General features: G+C 68.4%; 20 protein-coding genes. 10 read left to right on the plus strand and 10 right to left on the minus strand.

The features are described 5' to 3' along the window. Positions 1 to 98: 98 nt before the first annotated feature. A complete protein-coding gene (locus tag ACH45E_RS08820) occupies positions 99 to 965 on the plus strand; it encodes a GNAT family N-acetyltransferase (RefSeq protein ID WP_361441972.1) in 867 nt (288 codons plus the stop codon). 66 nt (positions 966 to 1,031) lie between these two features. Here ACH45E_RS08820 and ACH45E_RS08825 read toward each other — a convergent pair whose 3' ends face one another. Both ACH45E_RS08825 and ACH45E_RS08830 read right to left on the minus strand, forming a co-directional pair. Then, complete coding sequence (locus ACH45E_RS08825) at positions 1,032 to 1,451, minus strand: heme-binding protein (protein ID WP_361441975.1); 420 nt, start codon at positions 1,449 to 1,451, stop codon at positions 1,032 to 1,034. 55 nt (positions 1,452 to 1,506) lie between these two features. Beyond that, complete coding sequence (locus ACH45E_RS08830) at positions 1,507 to 2,715, minus strand: MFS transporter (protein WP_361441978.1); 1,209 nt, start codon at positions 2,713 to 2,715, stop codon at positions 1,507 to 1,509. A gap of 146 nt (positions 2,716 to 2,861) precedes the next feature. Between ACH45E_RS08830 and ACH45E_RS08835 the strand changes: the two genes are divergently transcribed. Further along, positions 2,862 to 3,320 (plus strand): MarR family transcriptional regulator, encoded by a 459-nt coding sequence (locus ACH45E_RS08835; protein WP_361441980.1) that lies wholly within the window; start codon positions 2,862 to 2,864, stop codon positions 3,318 to 3,320. Positions 3,321 to 3,329: 9 nt separating this feature from the next. Beyond that, positions 3,330 to 3,785, plus strand: coding sequence for a GNAT family N-acetyltransferase (locus tag ACH45E_RS08840; protein WP_361441983.1), 456 nt, complete (start codon positions 3,330 to 3,332; stop codon positions 3,783 to 3,785). A 52-nt stretch (positions 3,786 to 3,837) separates the two neighbouring features. Here ACH45E_RS08840 and ACH45E_RS08845 read toward each other — a convergent pair whose 3' ends face one another. Both ACH45E_RS08845 and dnaB read right to left on the minus strand, forming a co-directional pair. Next, positions 3,838 to 5,223: a serine hydrolase domain-containing protein gene (locus ACH45E_RS08845; RefSeq protein WP_361441986.1), complete on the minus strand. Its 1,386-nt coding sequence runs from the start codon at positions 5,221 to 5,223 to the stop codon at positions 3,838 to 3,840. A gap of 94 nt (positions 5,224 to 5,317) precedes the next feature. Continuing rightward, positions 5,318 to 6,796, minus strand: coding sequence for a replicative DNA helicase (dnaB, locus tag ACH45E_RS08850; protein WP_361441989.1), 1,479 nt, complete (start codon positions 6,794 to 6,796; stop codon positions 5,318 to 5,320). A gap of 458 nt (positions 6,797 to 7,254) precedes the next feature. Here dnaB and ACH45E_RS08855 point away from each other — a divergent pair, with 458 nt between their 5' ends. Beyond that, the gene (locus ACH45E_RS08855; RefSeq protein ID WP_361441992.1) at positions 7,255 to 8,592 is read left to right on the plus strand and encodes an MATE family efflux transporter; all 1,338 of its coding nucleotides are present in this window, start codon (positions 7,255 to 7,257) and stop codon (positions 8,590 to 8,592) included. A gap of 118 nt (positions 8,593 to 8,710) precedes the next feature. Here ACH45E_RS08855 and rplI read toward each other — a convergent pair whose 3' ends face one another. The 4 genes from rplI to rpsF form a co-directional block, all read right to left on the minus strand. After that, on the minus strand, positions 8,711 to 9,157 hold the full coding sequence (rplI, locus tag ACH45E_RS08860) for a 50S ribosomal protein L9 (RefSeq protein ID WP_361441995.1): 447 nt from the start codon (positions 9,155 to 9,157) through the stop codon (positions 8,711 to 8,713). A gap of 18 nt (positions 9,158 to 9,175) precedes the next feature. Further along, positions 9,176 to 9,412, minus strand: a complete 237-nt coding sequence (gene rpsR, locus ACH45E_RS08865; protein WP_003949403.1) for a 30S ribosomal protein S18 — start codon at positions 9,410 to 9,412, stop codon at positions 9,176 to 9,178. A 57-nt stretch (positions 9,413 to 9,469) separates the two neighbouring features. Then, on the minus strand, positions 9,470 to 10,057 hold the full coding sequence (locus ACH45E_RS08870; protein ID WP_361441998.1) for a single-stranded DNA-binding protein: 588 nt from the start codon (positions 10,055 to 10,057) through the stop codon (positions 9,470 to 9,472). 75 nt (positions 10,058 to 10,132) lie between these two features. Then, a complete protein-coding gene (gene rpsF, locus ACH45E_RS08875; RefSeq protein WP_086797674.1) occupies positions 10,133 to 10,423 on the minus strand; it encodes a 30S ribosomal protein S6 in 291 nt (96 codons plus the stop codon). Between the two features lie 292 nt (positions 10,424 to 10,715). Here rpsF and ACH45E_RS08880 point away from each other — a divergent pair, with 292 nt between their 5' ends. The 3 genes from ACH45E_RS08880 to ACH45E_RS08890 all read left to right on the plus strand — a co-directional run bounded on the left by ACH45E_RS08880 (position 10,716) and on the right by ACH45E_RS08890 (position 13,448). Next, positions 10,716 to 11,033: a hypothetical protein gene (locus ACH45E_RS08880; RefSeq protein WP_361442001.1), complete on the plus strand. Its 318-nt coding sequence runs from the start codon at positions 10,716 to 10,718 to the stop codon at positions 11,031 to 11,033. Positions 11,034 to 11,212: 179 nt separating this feature from the next. Beyond that, entirely contained in the window at positions 11,213 to 12,334 is a 1,122-nt protein-coding gene (gene femX / locus ACH45E_RS08885; RefSeq protein WP_361442004.1) for a peptidoglycan bridge formation glycyltransferase FemX, read from the plus strand. An 82-nt stretch (positions 12,335 to 12,416) separates the two neighbouring features. Beyond that, positions 12,417 to 13,448, plus strand: a complete 1,032-nt coding sequence (locus tag ACH45E_RS08890; protein WP_361442007.1) for an alanine racemase — start codon at positions 12,417 to 12,419, stop codon at positions 13,446 to 13,448. A 90-nt stretch (positions 13,449 to 13,538) separates the two neighbouring features. On the opposite strand, the gene ACH45E_RS08895 is transcribed toward ACH45E_RS08890, so the two are convergent. Both ACH45E_RS08895 and ACH45E_RS08900 read right to left on the minus strand, forming a co-directional pair. Continuing rightward, positions 13,539 to 15,080, minus strand: coding sequence for a glycosyltransferase 87 family protein (locus tag ACH45E_RS08895; protein ID WP_361442010.1), 1,542 nt, complete (start codon positions 15,078 to 15,080; stop codon positions 13,539 to 13,541). A 129-nt stretch (positions 15,081 to 15,209) separates the two neighbouring features. Beyond that, the gene (locus ACH45E_RS08900; protein ID WP_399040296.1) at positions 15,210 to 17,846 is read right to left on the minus strand and encodes a transglycosylase domain-containing protein; all 2,637 of its coding nucleotides are present in this window, start codon (positions 17,844 to 17,846) and stop codon (positions 15,210 to 15,212) included. 363 nt (positions 17,847 to 18,209) lie between these two features. Between ACH45E_RS08900 and ACH45E_RS08905 the strand changes: the two genes are divergently transcribed. From ACH45E_RS08905 to ACH45E_RS08915, 3 genes are all read left to right on the plus strand, one after another. Next, positions 18,210 to 18,893, plus strand: a complete 684-nt coding sequence (locus tag ACH45E_RS08905; RefSeq protein WP_361442013.1) for a PadR family transcriptional regulator — start codon at positions 18,210 to 18,212, stop codon at positions 18,891 to 18,893. A gap of 43 nt (positions 18,894 to 18,936) precedes the next feature. Then, positions 18,937 to 20,019, plus strand: coding sequence for an inositol-3-phosphate synthase (locus ACH45E_RS08910; RefSeq protein ID WP_361442016.1), 1,083 nt, complete (start codon positions 18,937 to 18,939; stop codon positions 20,017 to 20,019). A gap of 93 nt (positions 20,020 to 20,112) precedes the next feature. Continuing rightward, entirely contained in the window at positions 20,113 to 21,375 is a 1,263-nt protein-coding gene (locus ACH45E_RS08915; protein WP_361442019.1) for an MFS transporter, read from the plus strand. Positions 21,376 to 21,419 lie beyond the last annotated feature (44 nt).

The following is a 21,419-nucleotide window of genomic DNA, read 5'->3' on the forward strand; positions in this document are numbered from 1 at the left end:
CCGTGCGCTGTGCGGATGGCTACGACATGGCCAAAAGCACCTGCGTATGCCGCGAAACCGGTGGACGCAGAGGGCACCGGTCGGACAGCCTGACCTGCGTGCCGACTCCATCCCTCGATGCTCTGCCCATTCGCCGTCTGACGCTGCGCGATCTCACCGCCTGCGCCGACTTGTCCGAAGACCGGGGGTGGCCACGGGAGGAACACAAGTGGGGCTTCCTTCTCGTCGCCGGACGGGGTTACGGCATCGACGATCCCGAGGGTGGTCTGGTCGCCGCGTGCGTCGTCACGCAGTACGGCCCGCAGGACCGCCCGGCTCTCGGTGCCCTCGGCATGGTCCTGGTCGCCGGGCGGCATGCCCGCCGGGGCGTCGGACGCCGCTTGATGCGCCACGTCGTCTCCGCGATGGGGACCACTCCCCTGACCCTGCACGCGACCCCGCACGGGCGCCCGCTCTACGAGGAGCTCGGTTTCAAGGTCACCGGCCGGGCGGAGATGGTGATGGGGCACTTCACCCCGGGTGGGCCGGAGCACGGCGTCCCGACGCGTGCGGCCACCGCGGAGGACCTCACCTCGATCCTCCGGCTCGACGAGGAGGTGTTCGGGGCCGACCGCACCCACATCATCACGCGGCTTCCCGCCTTCGCCGACCAGTTGCGCGTCGCCGAGGAGAACGGCCGGCTCACCGGGTACGCGGGCGCCTGGTCCAATATGGACACGCAGGTCGTCGGACCGCTGATCGCCCGGGACGCCGAGACGGCGCAGGCCCTCATCGCCTCACTCGCCGCCCACACGGACCGCCCGCTGCGCACCGACATCGACGTACGGCACGAAGGGCTGCTGACGTGGGTGAAGGAGCGTGGGCTGGAGTCCATCGCCTTCAACTCGGTCATGACCTACGGCGTCACAGACCTGCCCGGGGACTGGGCCCGCCGATTCGCTCCCCTGACGGTGGCGGCGGGCTGAGAGGCCCCCGTACGCGGAACGCCGGCCACCGCTGAACCGCGTGGCCGGCGCTGACGGTTTCCGTGATCAGGCGAGCGTCTCCACCGCGGTGAGGGCGAAGCCGTGGTCCTGCTCCGGCGTGCCACCGCCGACGCCGATCGCTCCGATCAGACGGCCGTCGCGGTGGACCGGGATGCCGCCCGCGATGAACAGCAAAGGCCGGTCGAGCGCGGTGGGCAGGGTGTGGAAGGGTGCGCCGGGCTGGACGGCGTCGACGAGGCCGGCGGTGGGGGTGTTCAGCTGAAGCGCCGTGTAGGCCTTGCGGGTGCTGGTCTCACCGGAGATCAGTACGGCCCGGTCGTCCCGGCGAAAGGCCAGCAGGTGGCCGCCCGCGTCCAGGACGGTGACGCTGACGGTGGCTCCGGCCGCCTCGGCCGCCTCGCGGGCCGCCTGCACGAGGGCTTCGGCGTCCTGCGTGGTCAGCGGGGCGACGGTGGTGGTGCTCATGAGGGGTGCTTCTCCTTGTGGTGTTCCGGACATCGTGCTCGGGGAGCACGATGGTTCAGTGATGGACAGCTGCGCGCTGCTCGGCGGGCGTACCGGCGTCCATCACGGTGCTGCGGACGCTGTCGCGGCGTTCGAGAGCCGCGGAGAGCAGGGCCAGTACCAGGGCCGCCGCGGCGAGGACGGCACCGACCCAGTTGGGGGCGGTGTAGCCGAGGCCCGCGGTGATCACCAGACCGCCGAGCCAGGCGGAGAGGGCGTTGCCCAGGTTGAACGCGCCGATGTTCACGGCCGACGCCAGTGTCGGGGCGCCATGCGCCTGGTCGAGGACACGCTTCTGCAGGGGCGGCACGGTCGCGAAGCCCAGGGCGCCGATCAGGGCGATCGTCACCGCTGCCGCGATCTTGTTGTGTGCGGTGAGCGTGAACAGCGCGAGTACGACCGCCAGGGCACCCAGCGAGATGTAGAGCATCGGCATCAGCGCCCGGTCGGCGAACTTGCCACCGGTCAGGTTGCCGCCGACCATGCCGAGGCCGAACAGCACCAGCAGCCAGGTGACGGACCCGTCGGCGAAACCGGCGACGTGGGTCATCATCGGCGCGATGTAGGTGATGGCCGCGAAGACACCGCCGAAGCCGAGGACGGTCATCGCCATGGCCAGCAGGACCTGGGCGTTCTTGAAGGCGGCCAGCTCGTGGCGCAGGTGCACGCCCTGGGGCCTGGGCAGCTCGGGCACCAGCTTGGCGATGCCGGCCAGGCCGACCACACCGAGGGCCGCGACGATGCCGAAGGTGACACGCCAGCCGATGTGCTGCCCGACGAGCGTGCCGAGCGGGACACCGACGACGTTGGCGACGGTCAGGCCGGTGAACATCATCGCGATGGCGCCCGCCTTCTTCTCCGGTGCCACCAGGCCGGCCGCGACGACCGAGCCGATACCGAAGAACGCTCCGTGTGCGAGGGAGGCGACCACACGGCCGATCAGCATGACCGCGAAGACGGGGGCGACGGCGGACAGCAGGTTCCCGGCGATGAACAGACCCATCAGCAGCATCAGCATCCGCTTGCGGGAGACCTTGGTGCCGAGTGCGGTCATCAGGGGAGCCCCGAGCACCACGCCGAGCGCGTAGCCGGTGACCAGCATGCCCCCGGTGGGGATGGACACCCCGAAGTCGCCCGCGACCTCGGGCAGCAAACCCATGATCACGAACTCGGTCGTGCCGATTCCGAAGGCCCCGATCGCGAGGGCCAGAAGCGCGAGAGGCATGTGGGGGTACACCTTCCCAGACGATTGCAGGTGCGCTTTGCGTGCGTCCACAATAGTTGCAGACGCGGGTTAAATGCAATCGCAGGCTATCGCGATACTGCCCTATCCTTGGATTGCAGCCGCTCCGGGACCGAGGAGAACGCCACATGACAGCGACGGACCCCGCGCTCACCGCGCTCGCACAGGGCTGGTGCGCCCTCTCCCTGCTGCACGGGAGGATCGAGGCGCACATCGAGCGCGCCCTGCAGAGCGGGCACGGTCTGAGCGTGCGCGAGTACTCCCTGCTGGACGTACTCAGCCGGCAGCACGACGGCGAGGGAGGCCACCTGCAGATGAAGCAGGTCGCCGACGCGGTCGTCCTCAGCCAGAGCGCCACCACACGCCTGGTCACCAGGCTCGAGGACCGCGGGCTGCTCGAGCGCTACCTGTGCCCCACCGATCGCCGGGGCATCTACACCAACGTCACCGAGGCCGGGCTCAAACTGCTCGACGAGGCGCGCCCCACCAATGACACCGCCCTGCGGGAGGCCCTCGACGAGGCGGCCAGGAGCCCCGAACTGGCACCGCTGGTAAGCGTGGTGGAGTCGCTGCACGTGCCCGCATAGGGTGCGCCCATGGGAGATCACTTCGAGATTCGCGCCGCCGTAGCCGACGACATCCCCGCCATCATCGGCATGCTCGCCGACGACCCGCTCGGCGCACAGCGCGAGTCACCGGACGACCTGTCCCCCTACCTGAGCGCGTTCAAGCGGCTCGACGCCGATCCGAACCAGCATCTGGTCGTCGCGGAACGCGAGGGCCGAGTCGTCGGCACGCTTCAGCTCACGACCATTCCCGGGCTGTCGAGGCGCGGGGCCACCAGGTCGATCATCGAGGGCGTCCGCATCCACGCGGACGAACGGGGCAGCGGCCTGGGCACACGGCTCATCGAGTGGGCGATCGAGGAATCCAGGCGGCTGGGCTGCCAGTTGGTGCAGCTGACGTCCGACACCACACGCACCGACGCCCATCGGTTCTACGAGCGGCTCGGCTTCACGGCCTCGCACGTGGGTTTCAAGCTCCCACTCTGAGTACCGGCCGGTGGGCTTGTTTCACGTGAAACAAGCCCACCGGTGCGATCAGCTAGCCGATCCCCCGCCAGCCCTCCGCGTCCACGCCTCCGGGTACGGGAGCCTCCTCGTCGTACGGCTGACGTGTGAACACGAATGACCCGAGGTCGAGATGACTGAGGGCTCCGTCCGGGCGCCCTACAGGCCGCAGAAGCTCTCCGGCGTAGTAGCCCTCCAGTCCCGTCCAGGTGCCGTCACCGTTGGCCCGGAAACGCGAGCTGCGGCCGTTGCCGGACAGTGGCCCCAGCGAGACGAGCCCGTCGGCCGTCACCCGCAGAGCGAATGCATGTGTGCCCCAGTACCACTGTCCCGCGAGCTCCAGCACCGAGCGGTCGACCTCGGACAGCGGACGCCAGGGCTCGGGAATCCTCGGCTCGGCATCGGCGACGATACGTACGAGGTCGGCGCCCACCACGGACAGCAAGGGGCCGGAAGTGCAGTTGGCCAGCACCACCGCCGCGACATCGTCCGCCACGCTGAAGGTGAGGTTCGCCAGAAAGCCCGGCAACGACCCGGAGTGTCCCACGAGCAGTCTCCCGTCGCGGTGCTGGATCTGCAGACCGAGGCCGTAGGTGGCTCCGTCCATCACATCCGCGGCCTCGGCCGGCGCCGCGGGCGTCCGCATCTCCCGTACCGACCCCGCGCCGAGGACACGGTCGTCACCCTTGGCCAGGAAGGCGGCGAAGCGGGCCAAGTCACCCGTCGTCGACCACAGTTGGCCGGCAGGTGCCATTCGGCCGAGGTCCTCCACCGGCTCGGGCAGCAGCGCGTCGGCCCATGGGTGCACCGCCCAGCCACCCGCATGGGGTGCCTGCGGCTGGGCAGTCGTACGGTTCAGCCCCAGGGGTTCGAGCACCTCCCGCCGGAGGACCTCCTCCCAGGGGGCGCCACGCACCTCCTCCACCAGCGTGCCCAGCAGCGTGTAGCCGGGGTTCGAATAATGGAACCGGCGGCCGACCGGATGCAGCAGGGGCTGCTCGCCCAGGACGTCACTCAGCTCCGGACGCGAAGAACCGGGAGTCCGCTCCCACCAGGGCCCCGGCGACTCGGCCGCCAGCCCGCCCGTGTGCGCGAGCAGTTCGGCGATGGTGGCCTCCCCGGCACCGGTGCCCGGCAGATGCTTCTCCAGCGGATCACCGAGATCGAGCACACCTTCGTCACGCAGTCGCAGCACCAGGACGGCGGTGAACGTCTTGGTGATCGAACCGATCCTGTACTGCACGTTCTCGTCCGGCCCATGGCCGTCCACGCAGGTCCGCGCTCCGTGCCACACCGCTCGCCCGCCCCGCACCACCGCCGCGACCAGCGACGGTGCGCGCCCTTCGGCCTGGGCCACGGCGATCCGGTGCCGCAATGCCCGACAGGTGCCGGGCAGCAGCTCTTCCTCAGATGTCGTCATGCCGTCAGTCCACCCCGGGAGGCCCGTGGGCGTCGAGTTGATTTGCCACACGTGTTGACGTGGCCGACGTGTCGATGTGGGCGACGCCGGTGGATCAGGTCTGTGCCATGTCCACGAACCGCGAGTAGTGGCCCTGGAAAGCGACCGTGATCGTGGCCGTCGGGCCGTTTCGGTGCTTGGCGACGATCAGGTCGGCCTCGCCCGCGCGGGGGGACTCCTTCTCGTAGGCGTCCTCACGGTGCAGCAGGATGACCATGTCGGCGTCCTGCTCGATGGACCCCGACTCACGCAGGTCGGAGACCATGGGCTTCTTGTCGGTGCGCTGCTCGGGGCCACGGTTGAGCTGGGACAGCGCGATGACCGGGACCTCCAGCTCCTTGGCGAGCAGCTTGAGGTTACGGGACATGTCCGAGACCTCCTGCTGACGGCTCTCGGCACGCTTGGAGCCGCCGGACTGCATCAGCTGGAGGTAGTCGATCACGACCAGCCGGATGTCGTTGCGCTGTTTGAGCCGGCGGCACTTGGCGCGGATCTCCATCATCGACAGGTTCGGGGAGTCGTCGATGAAGAGCGGCGCGGCCGACACGTCCGGCATCCGGCGGGCCAGCCGTGTCCAGTCCTCGTCGGTCATCGTGCCCGAGCGCATGTGGTGCAGGGCGACGCGGGCCTCGGCGGACAGCAGACGCATCGCGATCTCGTTGCGGCCCATTTCGAGCGAGAAGATGACGCTCGGCAGGTTGTGCTTGATGGAGGCGGCCCGTGCGAAGTCCAGGGCCAGCGTCGACTTACCCATGGCGGGACGCGCCGCGATGACGATCATCTGACCGGGGTGCAGGCCGTTCGTCAGCGAGTCGAAGTCGGTGAACCCGGTGGGCACGCCCGTCATCTCGCCGCTCCGCGAGCCGATCGCCTCGATCTCGTCGAGGGCGCCCTCCATGATGTCGCCGAGCGGGAGGTAGTCCTCGCTGGTGCGCTGCTCGGTGACGGCGTAGATCTCGGCCTGGGCGCGGTTGACGATCTCGTCGACGTCGTCGTCGGCCGCGTATCCCATCTGCGTGATGCGCGTGCCGGCCTCGACCAGACGGCGCAGCACCGCTCGCTCATGGACGATCTCGGCGTAGTACTCGGCGTTCGCCGCCGTCGGCACCGTCTGGACGAGCGTGTGCAGGTACGCCGCTCCGCCGATCTTGTTGATCTCACCTCGCTTGGTGAGCTCGGCGGCGATGGTGATGGGGTCGGCGGGCTCGCCCTTCGCGTAGACGTCGAGGATCGCCTGGTAGATCGTCTCGTGCGCGGGTTTGTAGAAGTCGTGGCCCTTGAGGACCTCGACGACGTCGGCGATGGCGTCCTTGGAGAGCAGCATGCCGCCGAGCACGGACTGCTCGGCGTCGAGGTCCTGCGGCGGCACCCGCTCGAAGGAAGAACCACCGCCGTCCCACGCACCACCGTCGCCACCCCGGTCGTGCTGCTCATCGCGGCCGCGGCCACCACCGCCGCTACGGCGGGAGGCGGGCAGACGATCGCTGGGACCGCTGTCGGCCCACGGATCGTCCAAGGGCTCGGAAATGCTCACCGAGCCACCTCCTCCCGTCCGCCCGGGCGGACCTCGCCATGCCACTTTTGTACGGCACGGCACTGACAACTGAGAGACCCAATTCCGGTTGCACCGCGTCGGTTTTGTGAGGTTTCCGAGACCGGCGGAAGGAGCGGGCGCCGGACAACGGTAGGCCCCTCGGCACCGTCAGCCAATCTGGTTATCCACAGGCCATGTGGACGACGGCCCGGATGCTGTGGAGAACTTGCCAAAACCTGTGCACGACCCGGTGGACAGCCCTGTGAACAAGCCCTCGATCCTTCCCTCGATAACTCCCTGAACTGCGCTTTTCCCATCCACTGGCTGTGCAGAAGAAAAACTTGCCCAGTCGGACCAAGATCGCCCCAGGAGGGGTGTACAAGCATGTGACCCACAACCATAAGTAAGGGGTGCAACACGCTTGCATCTCTTACCTGTGGACGATTAGATTAGTGCTCATGCCACAGGCTTCCACGATCCCCGGAGCCGGCCCACGACGGCACGACCGCGAGATCGTCGCCCTGGCCGTCCCCGCCTTCGGCGCACTGGTCGCCGAGCCCCTTTTCGTCATGGCCGACAGTGCGATCGTCGGCCATCTCGGCACGTCCCAGCTCGCCGGCCTCGGTGTCGCCTCGGCCCTCCTCACGACGGCCGTGAGCGTCTTCGTCTTCCTCGCCTACGCCACCACGGCGGCCGTCGCCCGACGTGTCGGCGCCGGCGACCTCCAGGCGGCCATCCGTCAGGGCATGGACGGCATCTGGCTCGCGCTGCTGCTGGGTGCCACGGTCATCGCCCTCGTCCTGCCCCTGGCGCCCGCCTTGATCGACCTCTTCGGGGCCTCGCCCACCGCGGCCCCGTACGCGACGACCTATCTGCGGATCTCCGCCCTGGGCATCCCGGCCATGCTGGCCGTGCTCGCCGCCACCGGTGTGCTGCGCGGGCTCCAGGACACCAGGACACCGCTGTACGTGGCCGTCGGGGGCTTCGTCGCCAATGCCGCCCTCAACGTCGGTCTCGTCTACGGCGCCGGTCTCGGCATCGCCGGTTCCGCCTGGGGCACGGTGATCGCCCAGTGCGGGATGGCGGCGGTGTATCTCACCGTGGTCGTCCGAGGAGCCCGTCGGCACGGGGCATCCCTGCGGCCCGACACATCCGGCATCCGGGCCTCCGCCCATGCCGGCGCACCCCTGCTGATCCGGACACTCTCACTGCGGGCGATCCTCATGATCGCCACAGCCGTCGCGGCCCGCCTCGGCGACGCCGACATCGCTGCCCACCAGATCGTCCTGTCCCTCTGGAGCCTGCTCGCCTTTGCCCTCGATGCCATCGCGATCGCCGGGCAGGCCATCATCGGGCGCTGTCTCGGCGCGGACGACGCCCGGGGAGCCCGGGACGCCTGTCGTCGGATGGTGCAGTGGGGCGTGGCAGTCGGGCTGCTTCTCGGACTCCTGGTGATCGTGACGCGACCGCTGTTTCTGCCCCTGTTCACCAGCGACGGCGTAGTGAAGGACACCGCGCTGCCCGCGCTGCTCATGGTGGCGCTCTCCCAGCCGGTCTGCGGAGTGGTCTTCGTCCTCGACGGCGTACTCATGGGCGCGGGGGACGGGCCGTACCTGGCCGGAGCCATGCTGGTCACCCTTGCGGTCTTCGCTCCCGTGGCGCTGCTGGTCCCCGTCGTCGGGGGCGGACTCACCGCGCTCTGGGCAGCCATGACGCTGATGATGACCGTACGGATGCTGACGCTGTGGCTGCGTACCCGCTCGGGCCGCTGGATCGTCACCGGCGCAACGCGCTGACGGTTTCACGTGAAACACAACGAAGACAACACGAAGAAGGGGCCGCACCAGCAGGTGCGGCCCCTTCTCTCAGCCGTTCAGGCCGAGTTGCCTCAGCCGTTCAAGCCGGGTGCAGCGATCACGCAGCGACGACCTCGAGGTTGACCTTGGCGGCCACCTCGGGGTGCAGACGCACGGACGTCTCGTGGGCGCCCAGGGTCTTGATCGGCGAACCGACCTCGATGCGGCGCTTGTCGACCTCGGGGCCACCGGCAGCCTTGATCGCCGAAGCGATGTCGGCCTGGGTGACGGAGCCGAAGAGGCGACCGGCGTCGCCGGCACGCACGGCCAGGCGGACCTTGACGCCCTCGAGCTGGGCCTTCACCTGGTTGGCCTGCTCGATGGTCTGGATCTCGTGGATCTTGCGAGCACGACGGATCTGCTCGACGTCCTTCTCGCCGCCCTTGGTCCAGCGGATAGCGAACTTCCGCGGGATCAGGTAGTTGCGAGCGTAACCGTCCTTGACGTCGACGACGTCGCCCGCGGCACCGAGGCCGGAGACCTCGTGGGTGAGGATGATCTTCATGTGTCGGTCACCCTTCCCTTAGCGCGCGGTGGACGTGTAGGGCAGCAGCGCCATCTCACGGCTGTTCTTCACGGCCGTGGCGACGTCACGCTGGTGCTGCGTGCAGTTGCCGGTCACGCGGCGGGCACGGATCTTGCCGCGGTCGGAAATGAACTTCCGCAGCATGTTCGTGTCCTTGTAGTCCACGTACGTGACCTTGTCCTTGCAGAAAGCGCAGACCTTCTTCTTCGGCTTGCGCACAGGCGGCTTCGCCATGGTGTTTCTCCTGTGTGATCAAGAAGTTTGGGTACGACCCACCCTTGGCCCGAGGGCCTAGAAGGGGGGCTCGTCCGAGTAGCCGCCACCGCCGCCGGAGCCACCGCCCCAGCCGCCGCCACCGCCGCCGCCCTGCTGGCCACCACCGGCGGGAGCGCCGGTCGCCCACGGGTCGTCGGCGGGAGCGCCGCCGCCCTGCTGGCCGCCACCGGGGCCGCCGCCCCAGCCGCCGCCACCTTGGCCGCCACCGCCGCCGCTGTAACCGCCCTGGCCACCGCGGCCGGCGGTCTTGGTGACCTTGGCCGTGGCGTTGCGCAGGCTGGCGCCGACTTCCTCGACGTCCAGCTCGTAGACCGTGCGCTTGACGCCCTCGCGGTCCTCGTACGACCGCTGCTTCAGCCGGCCCTGCACGATGACGCGCATGCCTCGCTGGAGCGACTCGGCGACGTTCTCCGCCGCCTGACGCCAGACCGAGCAGGTCAGAAAGAGGCTCTCGCCGTCCTTCCACTCGTTCGTCTGGCGGTCGAAGGTGCGGGGAGTGGACGCGACGCGGAACTTCGCGACCGCCGCACCGGACGGGGTGAAGCGCAGCTCGGGGTCATCGACAAGGTTGCCGACGACCGTGATGACGGTCTCGCCTGCCATGGGGGAACCTCTCGGCGGGTTTGCTGCTGGCTGCTTGGTGCTACTCGAATCCCGGGATCAGCTGAGCGGGAGAGCTCAGTGCATCTCGGGGCGGAGGACCTTGGTCCGGAGGACCGACTCGTTCAGGTTCATCTGGCGGTCGAGCTCCTTCACGACCGCAGGCTCGGCCTGCAGGTCGATGACCGAGTAGATGCCCTCGGGCTTCTTCTTGATCTCGTACGACAGACGACGACGGCCCCAGGTGTCGACCTTCTCCACCTTGCCGTTGCCCTCACGGACGACGGAGAGGAAGTTCTCGATCAGGGGGGCGACAGCGCGCTCCTCCAGATCGGGGTCGAGGATGACCATCACCTCGTAGTGACGCATGTGGAACCCACCTCCTTTGGACTCAGCGGCCACGGTCGTTCCGTGGCAGGAGGGTTGTGATGCGTAGGCAACGGTATCGGCCGCCACTGACAACGCACTGAGGATCGGGGCCACTGACGAAGCAGGGCCGCTGACAATCAGATGACGATCAGGCCTGGGCAGACACCGGTGCAGACGGTACACACTACCCGCACACGTGCTTCCGGTTGAAATCCGGCCGGGAAGGACGTCAGTCTGTACACATCGGGTGTGTACGGCGCTACAGTGCGCCGCCTTCCGCAGGAGGTGCCCCATGGCACAACAGGCATTGCGACCCAACACCGCCGGATCCCTCTTCGCCACCGACGGCAAACCCCATCCGCTCCCGGACGCCCTGATGGCGGTCACGCTGGTGCTCGGCGTGACCGCCTTCATCACGGGCTTCTTCGGCAGTCTGCACCTGCTCAGCTCCTGGGCGGGCCTGGTGGGCCTGCTCACCGGCGCGTCCGGACAGTGGATCTCGGTGACCACGCGTGAGCGCTTCGGTCTGATCGTGGGTCTCGGTGCCTCGGGCGTCGGCTTCATGCTCGGCATGGCGAACGGCGGGCTGTTCGGCGGCCTCATCAGCTGAGCCTCCGGACGCCGTCCCTCCGGCTTCTTTCTGAACACCGTGGAACACCCCGGCGAACCGCTGGCCGGGGCGCGGGTGCCGTATGCCCAGCCGGGGCGCTCGCACGGCGCAGTAGGCTTCGGCGCGTGAGCCGGAGCCCCTGTACCCAGGGGGACACACCAGCCCGAGGAGCGCCCCGAATGAGCCTGACCCTGAGGACCATCAGCCGAGAGCAGCATCTGGCCTACATCCAGAGCCTGCCGTCGGCGAGCCACATGCAGGTCCCGGCCTGGGCTGATGTGAAGGCGGAGTGGCGTTCCGAGAGCCTCGGCTGGTTCGACGGGCGGACCGGCGAGCTGGTCGGCGTGGGCCTGGTCCTCTACCGCCAGCTGCCCAAGATCAAGCGCTACCTCGCCTACCTCCCCGAGGGCCCGGTCATCAACTGGTTCGCGCCGAATCTGGACGACTGGATCCAGCCGATGCTGGCGCACCTCAAGCAGCAGGGCGCCTTCTCCGTGAAGATGGGCCCGCCGGTGATCATCCGGCGCTGGGAGGCCAACTCCATCAAGCAGGGCATCCAGGACCCGGACGTGAAGCGCCTGCGCGACGTCGAGGCCGACTTCATCGAGCCCCGCGCCTTCGAGGTGGCCGACAAGCTGCGCCGCATGGGCTGGCAGCAGGGCGAGGACGGCGGCGCCGGCTTCGGCGACGTACAGCCCCGCTACGTCTACCAGGTGCCGCTCGCCAACCGGTCCTTGGAAGAGGTCCACAAGAACTTCAACCAGCTGTGGCGCCGCAACATCAAGAAGGCCGAGAAGGCCGGCGTCGAGGTCGTCCAGGGCGGCTACCAGGACCTCGCCGAATGGCAGCGGCTGTACGAGATCACGGCCGTGCGCGACCACTTCCGGCCCCGCCCGCTGTCGTACTTCCAGCGCATGTGGACGGCCCTCAACACCGAGGACCCCAACCGGATGCGACTGTACTTCGCCCGCCACAACGGCGTGAACCTCTCGGCCGCGACGATGCTGATCGTCGGCGGGCACGTCTGGTACTCCTACGGCGCCTCCGACAACATCGGCCGCGAGGTCCGGCCCTCGAACGCCATGCAGTGGACGATGCTGCGCGACGCCTACGCGCTCGGCGCCACCGTCTACGACCTGCGCGGCATCTCCGACTCGCTGGACGAGACCGACCACCTCTTCGGCCTGATCCAGTTCAAGGTGGGCACGGGCGGGCAGGCCGCGGAGTACCTCGGCGAGTGGGACTTCCCGCTCAACAAGCTGCTCCACAAGGCGCTCGACATCTACATGTCGCGCCGCTGAGCCCAGCCGTTTGATTCCATAGGCTTCACACCGTCCACACCTCTGCCCCATCGCAGCCACGAGAAAGGTCCCAGGTCCGGCCATGGCGCTCACGCTCTACGTCGACACCGCGCGCTGGCGGGCGCACCACAAGCACGTGCAGGAGCAGTTCCCCGGGCTCGTCCCGGTCTGCAAGGGCAACGGCTACGGCTTCGGGCACGAGCGCCTGGCGGAGGAGGCCACGCGACTGGGCTCGGACGTCCTCGCCGTCGGCACGACCTACGAGGCCGCGCGCATCAAGGACTGGTTCGGCGGAGACCTGCTGGTGCTCACGCCGTACCGGCGCGGCGAGGAGCCGGTGCCGCTGCCCGACCGCGTCATCCGGTCCGTGTCGTCGATCGACGGCGTGTACGGGCTCGTGGGCGCCCGCGTGGTCATCGAGGTGATGTCCTCGATGAAGCGGCACGGCATCAGCGAGCAGGACCTGCCGCAGCTCCATTCGGCCATAGAGAACGTCCGGCTGGAGGGCTTCGCCATCCACCTGCCGCTGGACCGCACCGACGGCTCGGACGCCGTCGAGGAGGTCATCGGCTGGATGGACCGGCTGCGCGCCGCCCGGCTGCCGCTGCACACGATGTTCGTCAGCCATCTCAAGGCCGAGGACCTCGCCCGGCTCCAGCAGCAGTTCCCGCAGACCCGTTTCCGCGCCCGGATCGGCACGCGGCTGTGGCTGGGGGACCACGAGGCCACCGAGTACCGCGGGGCGGTCCTGGACGTCACGCGCGTAGCCAAGGGCGACCGCTTCGGCTACCGCCAGCAGAAGGCTGCCTCGGACGGCTTCCTGGTGGTCGTGGCGGGCGGTACGTCGCACGGAGTGGGCCTGGAGGCCCCGAAGGCCCTGCACGGCGTCATGCCGCGCGCCAAGGGCGTAGCACGGGCCGGCCTGGCCACGGTCAACCGGAACCTTTCTCCGTTCGTCTGGGGCGGCAAGCAGCGCTGGTTCGCGGAGCCGCCGCACATGCAGGTGTCGATCCTGTTCGTCCCGGCGGACGCGCCCGAGCCGAAGGTGGGCGAGGAGCTGGTGGCCCATCTGCGGCACACCACCACGCAGTTCGACCGGATCGTCGACCGCTGATCCGGCCGGCCGGCAGCCGAAAGGCCGTACACGGGTCCTCCCGGACCACTGTGTACGGCCTTTTCCGTGCCCCGACCCCGGCGTGTTCGCTCAGGGCGAACCCTCGACGGGGGAATCCGGTCCTCGGCTGCCCCACTCCACCTGAGGCCCGTACGCCGGTTCTAGGTGCGCGGCGTGCCGCGGCGGGTGGGCCGCCGGGCCGAGGACGAAGACGTCCTCCGCACCGTCGAGCACCCCGCCCGAGGGATCGTCGTCTCCGGATCGGCGCACCACGTCGCGCTCCGGCATGAGGATGTCCCGCACCACGACGGCGCACAGATACAGCGTGCCCAGCAGGTGCATGGCGATCGCCCACTGGTAGCCGTGGGTCGGCAGCCCCTTGTGGGCGTCCCCGCTGGTCGTGTACGCGAGGTACATCCAGATGCCCAGGAAGTACGCGACCTCGCACGCCTGCCAGATCAGGAAGTCCCGCCACTTCGGCCGGGCGAGCACGGCCAGCGGGACCAGCCACAGGACGTACTGCGGCGAGTAGACCTTGTTGGTGACGATGAAGGCGGCCACCATCAGGAAGGCCAGCTGCGCGAAGCGCGGCCGGCGCGGTGCCGTGAAGGTCAGCACCGCGATGCCCACGAACGACAGCGCCACCAGCAGCGTGGCGAAGAAGTTGACCGTGTCGGTGCTGGGCGGGTTGCTGGAGTTCTGGGCCCAGATCAGCCAGAAGGAGCCGAAGTCGACGCCCCGGTCATGGCTGAAGGTGTAGAACTTCGACCAGCCGTCGAAGGCGAAGACCATCACCGGCAGGTTCACGGCCAGCCAGGCGACCGCCGCGCCGCCCACGGCCGTGAAGTACTCCCGCCACTTGCCGGCCCGCCAGCACAGCACGAGCAGCGGGCCGAGGAGGAATACCGGATAGAGCTTGGCGGCCGTGGCGAGCCCCAGCAGGACACCGAAGGCGACGGTGCGCCCCCGGGCCCACATCAGCATCGCCGCGGCGGTCAGAGCCACGGCCAGCAGGTCCCAGTTGATGGTGGCGGTCAGCGCGAACGCGGGCGCCAGGGCGACCAGGAGGCTGTCCCAGGGACGCCGGGCGTGGGTCCGGGCGACACAGACGGCGATGACGGCCGCGCACACCATCAGCATCCCGGCGTTGGCGAACCAGTACCACTGCTCCTGGTGCTGGATGCTGCCGCTGTGGGGCGTGAGCCAGGAGGCCACCTCCATGAACACACCGGTCAGGACCGGGTATTCGAGGTACTGCATGTCACCCTGGAGCTTGTCGAAGTACGGCACGAGTCCGTCGGAGAAGCCGCGCCCCTGATAGAGGTGCGGGATGTCCGAGTAGCACGCGTGCGTGTACTGCGAGCTGGCACCGAAGAACCAGCCGCTGTTGTAGCAGGGCGCCTTCTGGACCAGGCCGAGGGCGAACATGCCGATCGCCACGAGCGCCACGATCCGCACGGGAGTCCACCAGGACGTCCCGCGCAGGGCGCGCCGCCCGATGGGGCCGCCGATCAGCTCACTGCCGGCAGCGGCGACCTCGTCCTCCCTGGTCGGCCGCACCGTCTCCACCGGGGCGGGCCGGACCGACTCGGGCTCGTACGCGCTCGCGGGCGTCGTTTCTGCACTGGGCATGGGGCACATCCTGCCGTACCTGTCTAGGAATACGCCGAGGGCCGCCGCACCTCGTGAGTGCGGCGGCCCATGTTTCACGTGAAACACCCTTGGCGGGCGAAATGATCGCCAACCGGTCAGGGCTCCGGATCAGCCGTTCGTACCGGCGAACAGGCCTCCGTTGCCTCCGTTGCCGTTTCCATTGCCTCTGGTGGTGCCTCCGTTGCCGGTGGTGTCCGTAGGCGTTGGCGAACCGGTGACGCCTCCGTCCGTGCCGCCCGCGTCGGTGCCGCCGGTGTTGTCGCAGTTGAAACCGAACTGGCAGGAATCGGTCGGGCTGGGCGACTGCGTGGTGGGGGTGTCACTGGGCGTGGGGCTCGGCGACTCGGTCGGGGTCTCGGTCGGCTGCGTGGGCGTGATCGTGGGGGTCGGGGACGGGGCGCCTGCCTCGTCGTCGACCTCGCCGATCTTCTCGGCCGACGGGAAGCTTTCGTCCGACTTGCCCTTGAGCGCGGCCTTCATGTACTCGGTCCACACGGAGGTCGGGATGTCACCACCATGGATGGACGCCACGCCCGCCGTCCCGTTCATGGACAGCAACCTGTGGGTCTTGGGGTTCTCCCGGAACATCGCCACCGAGGTCGACAGCTGCCGGGTGTAGCCGACGAACCAGGCCGACTTGTTGCTGTCGGTGGTACCGGTCTTGCCCGCCGCCGTACGGCCCAGGGCCTTGGCATTCTGACCCGTACCGTTCTGGATGACGTTCTCCAGCGTGTCCGTGACGTTGTTCGCCACGTTCGCGTCCATGGCCTGGGTGCTCTTCGGCTTGGAGAAGCCGGGCTGGTCCGTTCCGTTGTACTTGACCTGCGTCACGGAGTACGGGTCCGTGTGCTTGCCGGAGGCGGCGAACGTCGCATAGGCATCTGCCATGCGGATCGCGCTCGGGGTCGAGGTGCCGATGGCGAAAGACGGATTGAGTCCCTCGAATCCCGTCTGAATGCCGGACGCCCTGGCGACGTCTCGCACCTTCGACAAGCCCACATCCACGCCAAGCTGGACGAACGGCGTGTTCACGGACTGCTCCATCGCCTTGCGAAGGGTGATGTAGCCCCAGGCGTGGTCACTCTCGTTGTTCTGGAAGAACGTTGAGTTGTCCTTGTTCAGGAAGTACGTGCCGTCCGGCCGTCTCACCTTGAGATGGTCATTGCCGTTGTACTTACTCATCGGCGAGAGGCCCGTGGGCGCGGTCTTGTATGTGCCGTACTCCATCGCCGCGGCCAGCACGAACGGCTTCCACGTCGAGCCGACGGGGACACCGGACGTGTCCGCGTTGTTCGTGAAGTGACCGTTCTCGTATCCCGCGCCGCCGTACAGCGCGACGATCGCACCGTCATTGGGTACCACCGACGCCGCACCGAACTGGACATACTTGTCCAGCTCCCGGTTCTTGGGGTCGAGGCGGTCCTTCTGGATCTTCTTCACAGCCGCGGTCAGGGCGGTGACCTTGTCCTTGTCGAAGGTCGTGTAGATCTGGTAACCGCCCTTGTCGAACTGCGCCTCCGTGATGTCGGAGTGCGCCAGGACGTACCTCTTCGCCGTGTCCGCCAGGTAGCTGATCTGACCCGTCATGCCCTTGATCGCCTTGCGGCCCTGAGGCGTGGGGTACTTCTTGATCGCTTCCTGGTAATCGGCGTCAGTGAGGTGCTTGTCCTTGTGCATCTCACCGAGGATCCAGCTCCAGCGGTCCTTGGAACGCTTGGTATTGGCATCCTGAGTCGCCGACTTGTCGAGGTCCGTGGCTCCGGCGGGGTCGTAGTACGTCGGGCCCTTGAGCAGGGCCGCGAGGACGGCGCACTCGCTCGGCGTGAGCTTGGCCGCGTCCTTGCCGTAGTACGTCTGCGCCGCGGCCTGGATGCCGTAGGCGCCACGGCCGAAGTACGAGGTGTTCAGGTAGCCCTGGAGGATCTGCGGCTTCTTGACCTTCGTCCCCACCTTGATGGAGATGAACATCTCCTTGAACTTCCGGGAGATCGACTGTTCCTGACTCAGGTAGGTGTTCTTGACGAACTGCTGGGTGATCGTCGAGCCACCCTGTGTCTGACCGCCCCGCGCCATGTTCGCCAGGGCGCGCGCGATGCCCATGGGGTCGACACCGGAGTCCGAGTAGAAGCTCTTGTTCTCGGCCGAGATCACCGCGAACTGCATGGCCTTGGGAATCTGCTCGATGGGGATGTTCTGCCGGTTCGCACCCGTACCGGTGGCCACCATCTGCGCGCCGTTGGCCCAGTAGTAGACGTTGTTCTGGGACTTGGCCGCGTCGTTCTCGTTGGGGATCGAGACCATCGCGTAGGCGATGCCGAACGTGGCGACCAGGCAGCCGACGAACCCGATGAACAGCCCGGAGACGAGCTTCCAGGACGGCATCCAGCGCTGCCAGCCGTACTTGCCGGCGCGCGGGTAGTCGATGAAACGCTTCCTTGCGGGCTCGCTCGCCCGGCCTCTGCCACGCCCGGGGCCGGGCGGCCCACCTGGACCACCGCGCCGGCCGCCCGGCCCGGTGTTGTCGGGCCCTCTGCGGCCCCCTCCGGTTCTCTGCGCCGCCCGGCGGGCCTCGGCACGACTGCCGTACTGGCGGTCGTCACCACCCGAGCCGTAGGCGTCGGAAGGGGACCCGGTGGCGTCACGCGGAGCCGCACGGCGGCCGGAGGACGAGCCGGACTGGCCGCGTCGGGCCGCGGCACGTCCGCCTCCCTGCGGCTGCGGCTGTTTGCGACGGTGCTCGCTCATCGAACGATTACTCCTCGGGCAGGCGCACCCATGCGCGCCTGGAAACGGCGGCTGGTTTCCGGTCCCCCCGAAGTACGGATGCGGTCGTTCCCGCATTCACCCGTACTGCACCGAGGACATCGACGCTCCCCAGGCATCACTTGGTTCCCGGCGGTATGCATGCCGCACAGACTACGCATCACCAAAACCAGCCGAGCCCCGAGGTTCGGAGCAAATAGGACAACTCGTCTCCTGAGAATCGGTGATGTGATCCCGTTCACCGTCTCCCCACTTGTCGCGTACGGACGGCCGTTCTATCGTCGTGATGTATCGAGTCGATACATCAGAGCGAGATAAGCGGGACGAGGACGAGGGGAGGCGACGATGAGCCGGCGTTCCGGGATCCTCGAGTTCGCCGTACTCGGCCTGCTTCGCGAGTCCCCGATGCACGGCTATGAGCTGCGCAAACGACTCAACACGTCCCTCGGTGTGTTCCGCGCGTTCAGCTACGGGACGCTGTACCCCTGCCTCAAGACGCTGGTCACCAACGGCTGGTTGATCGAGGAACCGGGGAACACACACGAGGACGCCCTCGCCGCGCCCCTGACCGGCCGCCGCGCGAAGATCGTGTACCGATTGACGGCGGAAGGTAAGGAGCACTTCGAGGAGCTGCTCTCGCAGACCGGCCCCGACGCCTACGAGGACGAGCACTTCGCCGCACGTTTCGCCTTCTTCGGCCAGACGTCACGCGATGTGCGCATGCGCGTGCTGGAGGGCCGGCGCAGCCGTCTGGAGGAGCGCCTGGAGAAGATGCGCACCTCTCTGGCGCGCACCCGGGAGCGCCTCGACGACTACACGCTTGAGCTCCAGCGCCACGGGATGGAGTCCGTGGAGCGCGAAGTGCGCTGGCTGAACGAGCTCATCGAGAGCGAGCGGGCCGGGCGGGACCTGAAGGGTTCCGCGTCCCGGGGGTCCGCTCCGCAGGACACCACCACTGGATCGACGGGCGGCCTGCCCCGTCCCGGGGAGACCCCCCGGACGGATACGCCCGACGACACCGCCACGTGAGACCCACTCAGGGCCTCACTCGTACACACAGGGAGCAACCGGAATGGGTTCGGTTCGCGTAGCCGTCGTCGGCGTGGGCAACTGCGCCGCGTCGCTGGTGCAGGGAGTCGAGTACTACAAGGACGCCGACGCGGCCTCCAAGGTCCCCGGCCTGATGCACGTGCAGTTCGGTGACTACCACGTGCGGGACATCGAGTTCGTCGCCGCCTTCGACGTCGACGCGAAGAAGGTCGGCCTCGACCTCGCGGACGCCATCGGCGCCTCCGAGAACAACACGATCAAGATCTGCGACGTGCCGAACACCGGTGTGAAGGTCCGGCGTGGCCACACCCTCGACGGTCTCGGCAAGTACTACCGCGAGACCATCGAGGAGTCCGAGGCCGAGCCGGTCGACGTCGTCAAGGTCCTCAAGAAGAAGCAGGTCGACGTCCTCGTCTGCTACCTGCCCGTCGGCTCCGAAGACGCGGCGAAGTTCTACGCCCAGTGCGCCATCGACGCCAAGGTCGCCTTCGTCAACGCCCTCCCGGTCTTCATCGCCGGCACCAAGGAGTGGGCGGACAAGTTCACCGAGGCCGGTGTCCCGATCGTCGGCGACGACATCAAGTCCCAGGTCGGCGCCACCATCACGCACCGCGTCATGGCCAAGCTGTTCGAGGACCGCGGTGTCATCCTGGACCGTACGATGCAGCTGAACGTCGGCGGCAACATGGACTTCAAGAACATGCTCGAGCGCGAGCGCCTGGAGTCCAAGAAGATCTCCAAGACGCAGGCCGTCACCTCGCAGATCCCCGACCGGGACCTCGGCGAGAAGAACGTCCACATCGGCCCCTCCGACTACGTGGCCTGGCTGGACGACCGCAAGTGGGCCTACGTCCGCCTCGAGGGCCGCGCCTTCGGTGACGTCCCGCTGAACCTGGAGTACAAGCTCGAGGTCTGGGACTCCCCGAACTCCGCGGGTGTCATCATCGACGCCCTGCGCGCCGCGAAGATCGCCAAGGACCGTGGCATCGGCGGCCCGATCCTGTCGGCGTCCTCGTACTTCATGAAGTCCCCGCCGGTGCAGTACTTCGACGACGAGGCCCGCGAGAACGTCGAGAAGTTCATCCGCGGCGAGGTCGAGCGCTAACCGACCGGCCACGCCGAAAAACGCTCCTGCCAGGGCTGAGAGGGTCCCCGGGTATACGCCCCGGGGACCCTCCCTTGTGTGAGGCTGTGCCTCATGCCCGTCGTCCGTGACCTGCGCGTCCTGCTGCGCCTGCGGGACTTCCGGCGCCTGCTCACCGTGCGCCTGCTCTCCCAGGGCGCCGACGGTGTCTACCAGGTCGCACTCGCCGCCTACGTCGTCTTCTCACCGGAGAAGCAGACCTCACCCGCCGCGATCGCCTCGGCCATGGCGGTACTGCTGCTGCCGTACTCGCTGGTCGGCCCCTTCGCCGGGGTCTTCCTCGACCGCTGGCGGCGCCGCCAGGTCCTCCTGTGCGGCAATCTGCTGCGCGCTCTGCTGGCGGCGGTCACCGCCCTCCTGATGGCCGGCGACGTCCCGGACGCGCTGTTCTACGTCTCCGCGCTGTGTGTCACCGCCGTCAACCGCTTCGTCCTCTCCGGCCTCTCCGCCGCGCTGCCCCGCGTGGTCGACACCGAGCGCCTGGTGATCGCCAACTCCCTCTCCCCGACCGCCGGGACACTCGCGGCGACCGCGGGCGGCGGCCTCGCGTTCGCCGTACGGCTGGCGATCTCCGACTCCGATGCGACCGTCGTCCTGCTGGGTGCGCTGCTGTACCTGTGCGCGGCCTTCGCGTCACTGACCATGGCCCCCGGACTGCTGGGGCCCGAGCGCACGCCGGGCCGGCCACGCCTGCGTGCCGCGCTCGCCGGAACGGCGCGTGATCTGCTGGCGGGGATGCGTCACCTCGCCGCGCCCGAGCGCCGAGGAGCGGCCTGGGCGCTGGCGTCGATGACGCTGATGCGCTTCTGCTACGGCGCGCTGCTCGTCATGCTGCTGATGCTGTGCCGGTACGCCCTCTCCTCAGGCCCCGCTGAGGGGCTCCGTCTGCTGGGGCTGGCCCTCGGGCTCTCCGGCGCGGGCTTCTTCGCCGCGGCCGCGGTGACCCCCTGGGCGGTCGGGCGGCTCGGCCCCGAACGCTGGATCGCCGTGTGCGCCGGGTCCGCCGCACTCCTGGAGCCCGCGCTCGGCCTGCCCTTCGCCACCGGTCCCCTGCTGGTCGCGTCCTTCGTCCTGGGGCTGATCACCCAGGGGGCGAAGATCGCCACCGACACCGTCGTCCAGTCGTCCGTCGACGACGGCTTCCGAGGCCGGATCTTTTCCGTGTACGACGTGCTCTTCAACGTCGCCTTCGTCGGTGCCGCGGCCGTGGCCGCCCTCATACTCCCGCCGGACGGCCGGTCGGTCGTGCTGGTGGTGCTGGTCGCCGTGGTCTACGGAGCGGTTGCGGTTGCTATGGGCCGCTTTGAGCGCCGGTAAGTGTCACATCACGGCCACAGAGGCTTCCTGGGTTACAGGGTTGT

The organism is Streptomyces sp. NPDC020299, assembly GCF_044387825.1.
Taxonomy (GTDB): Bacteria; Actinomycetota; Actinomycetes; order Streptomycetales; family Streptomycetaceae; genus Streptomyces.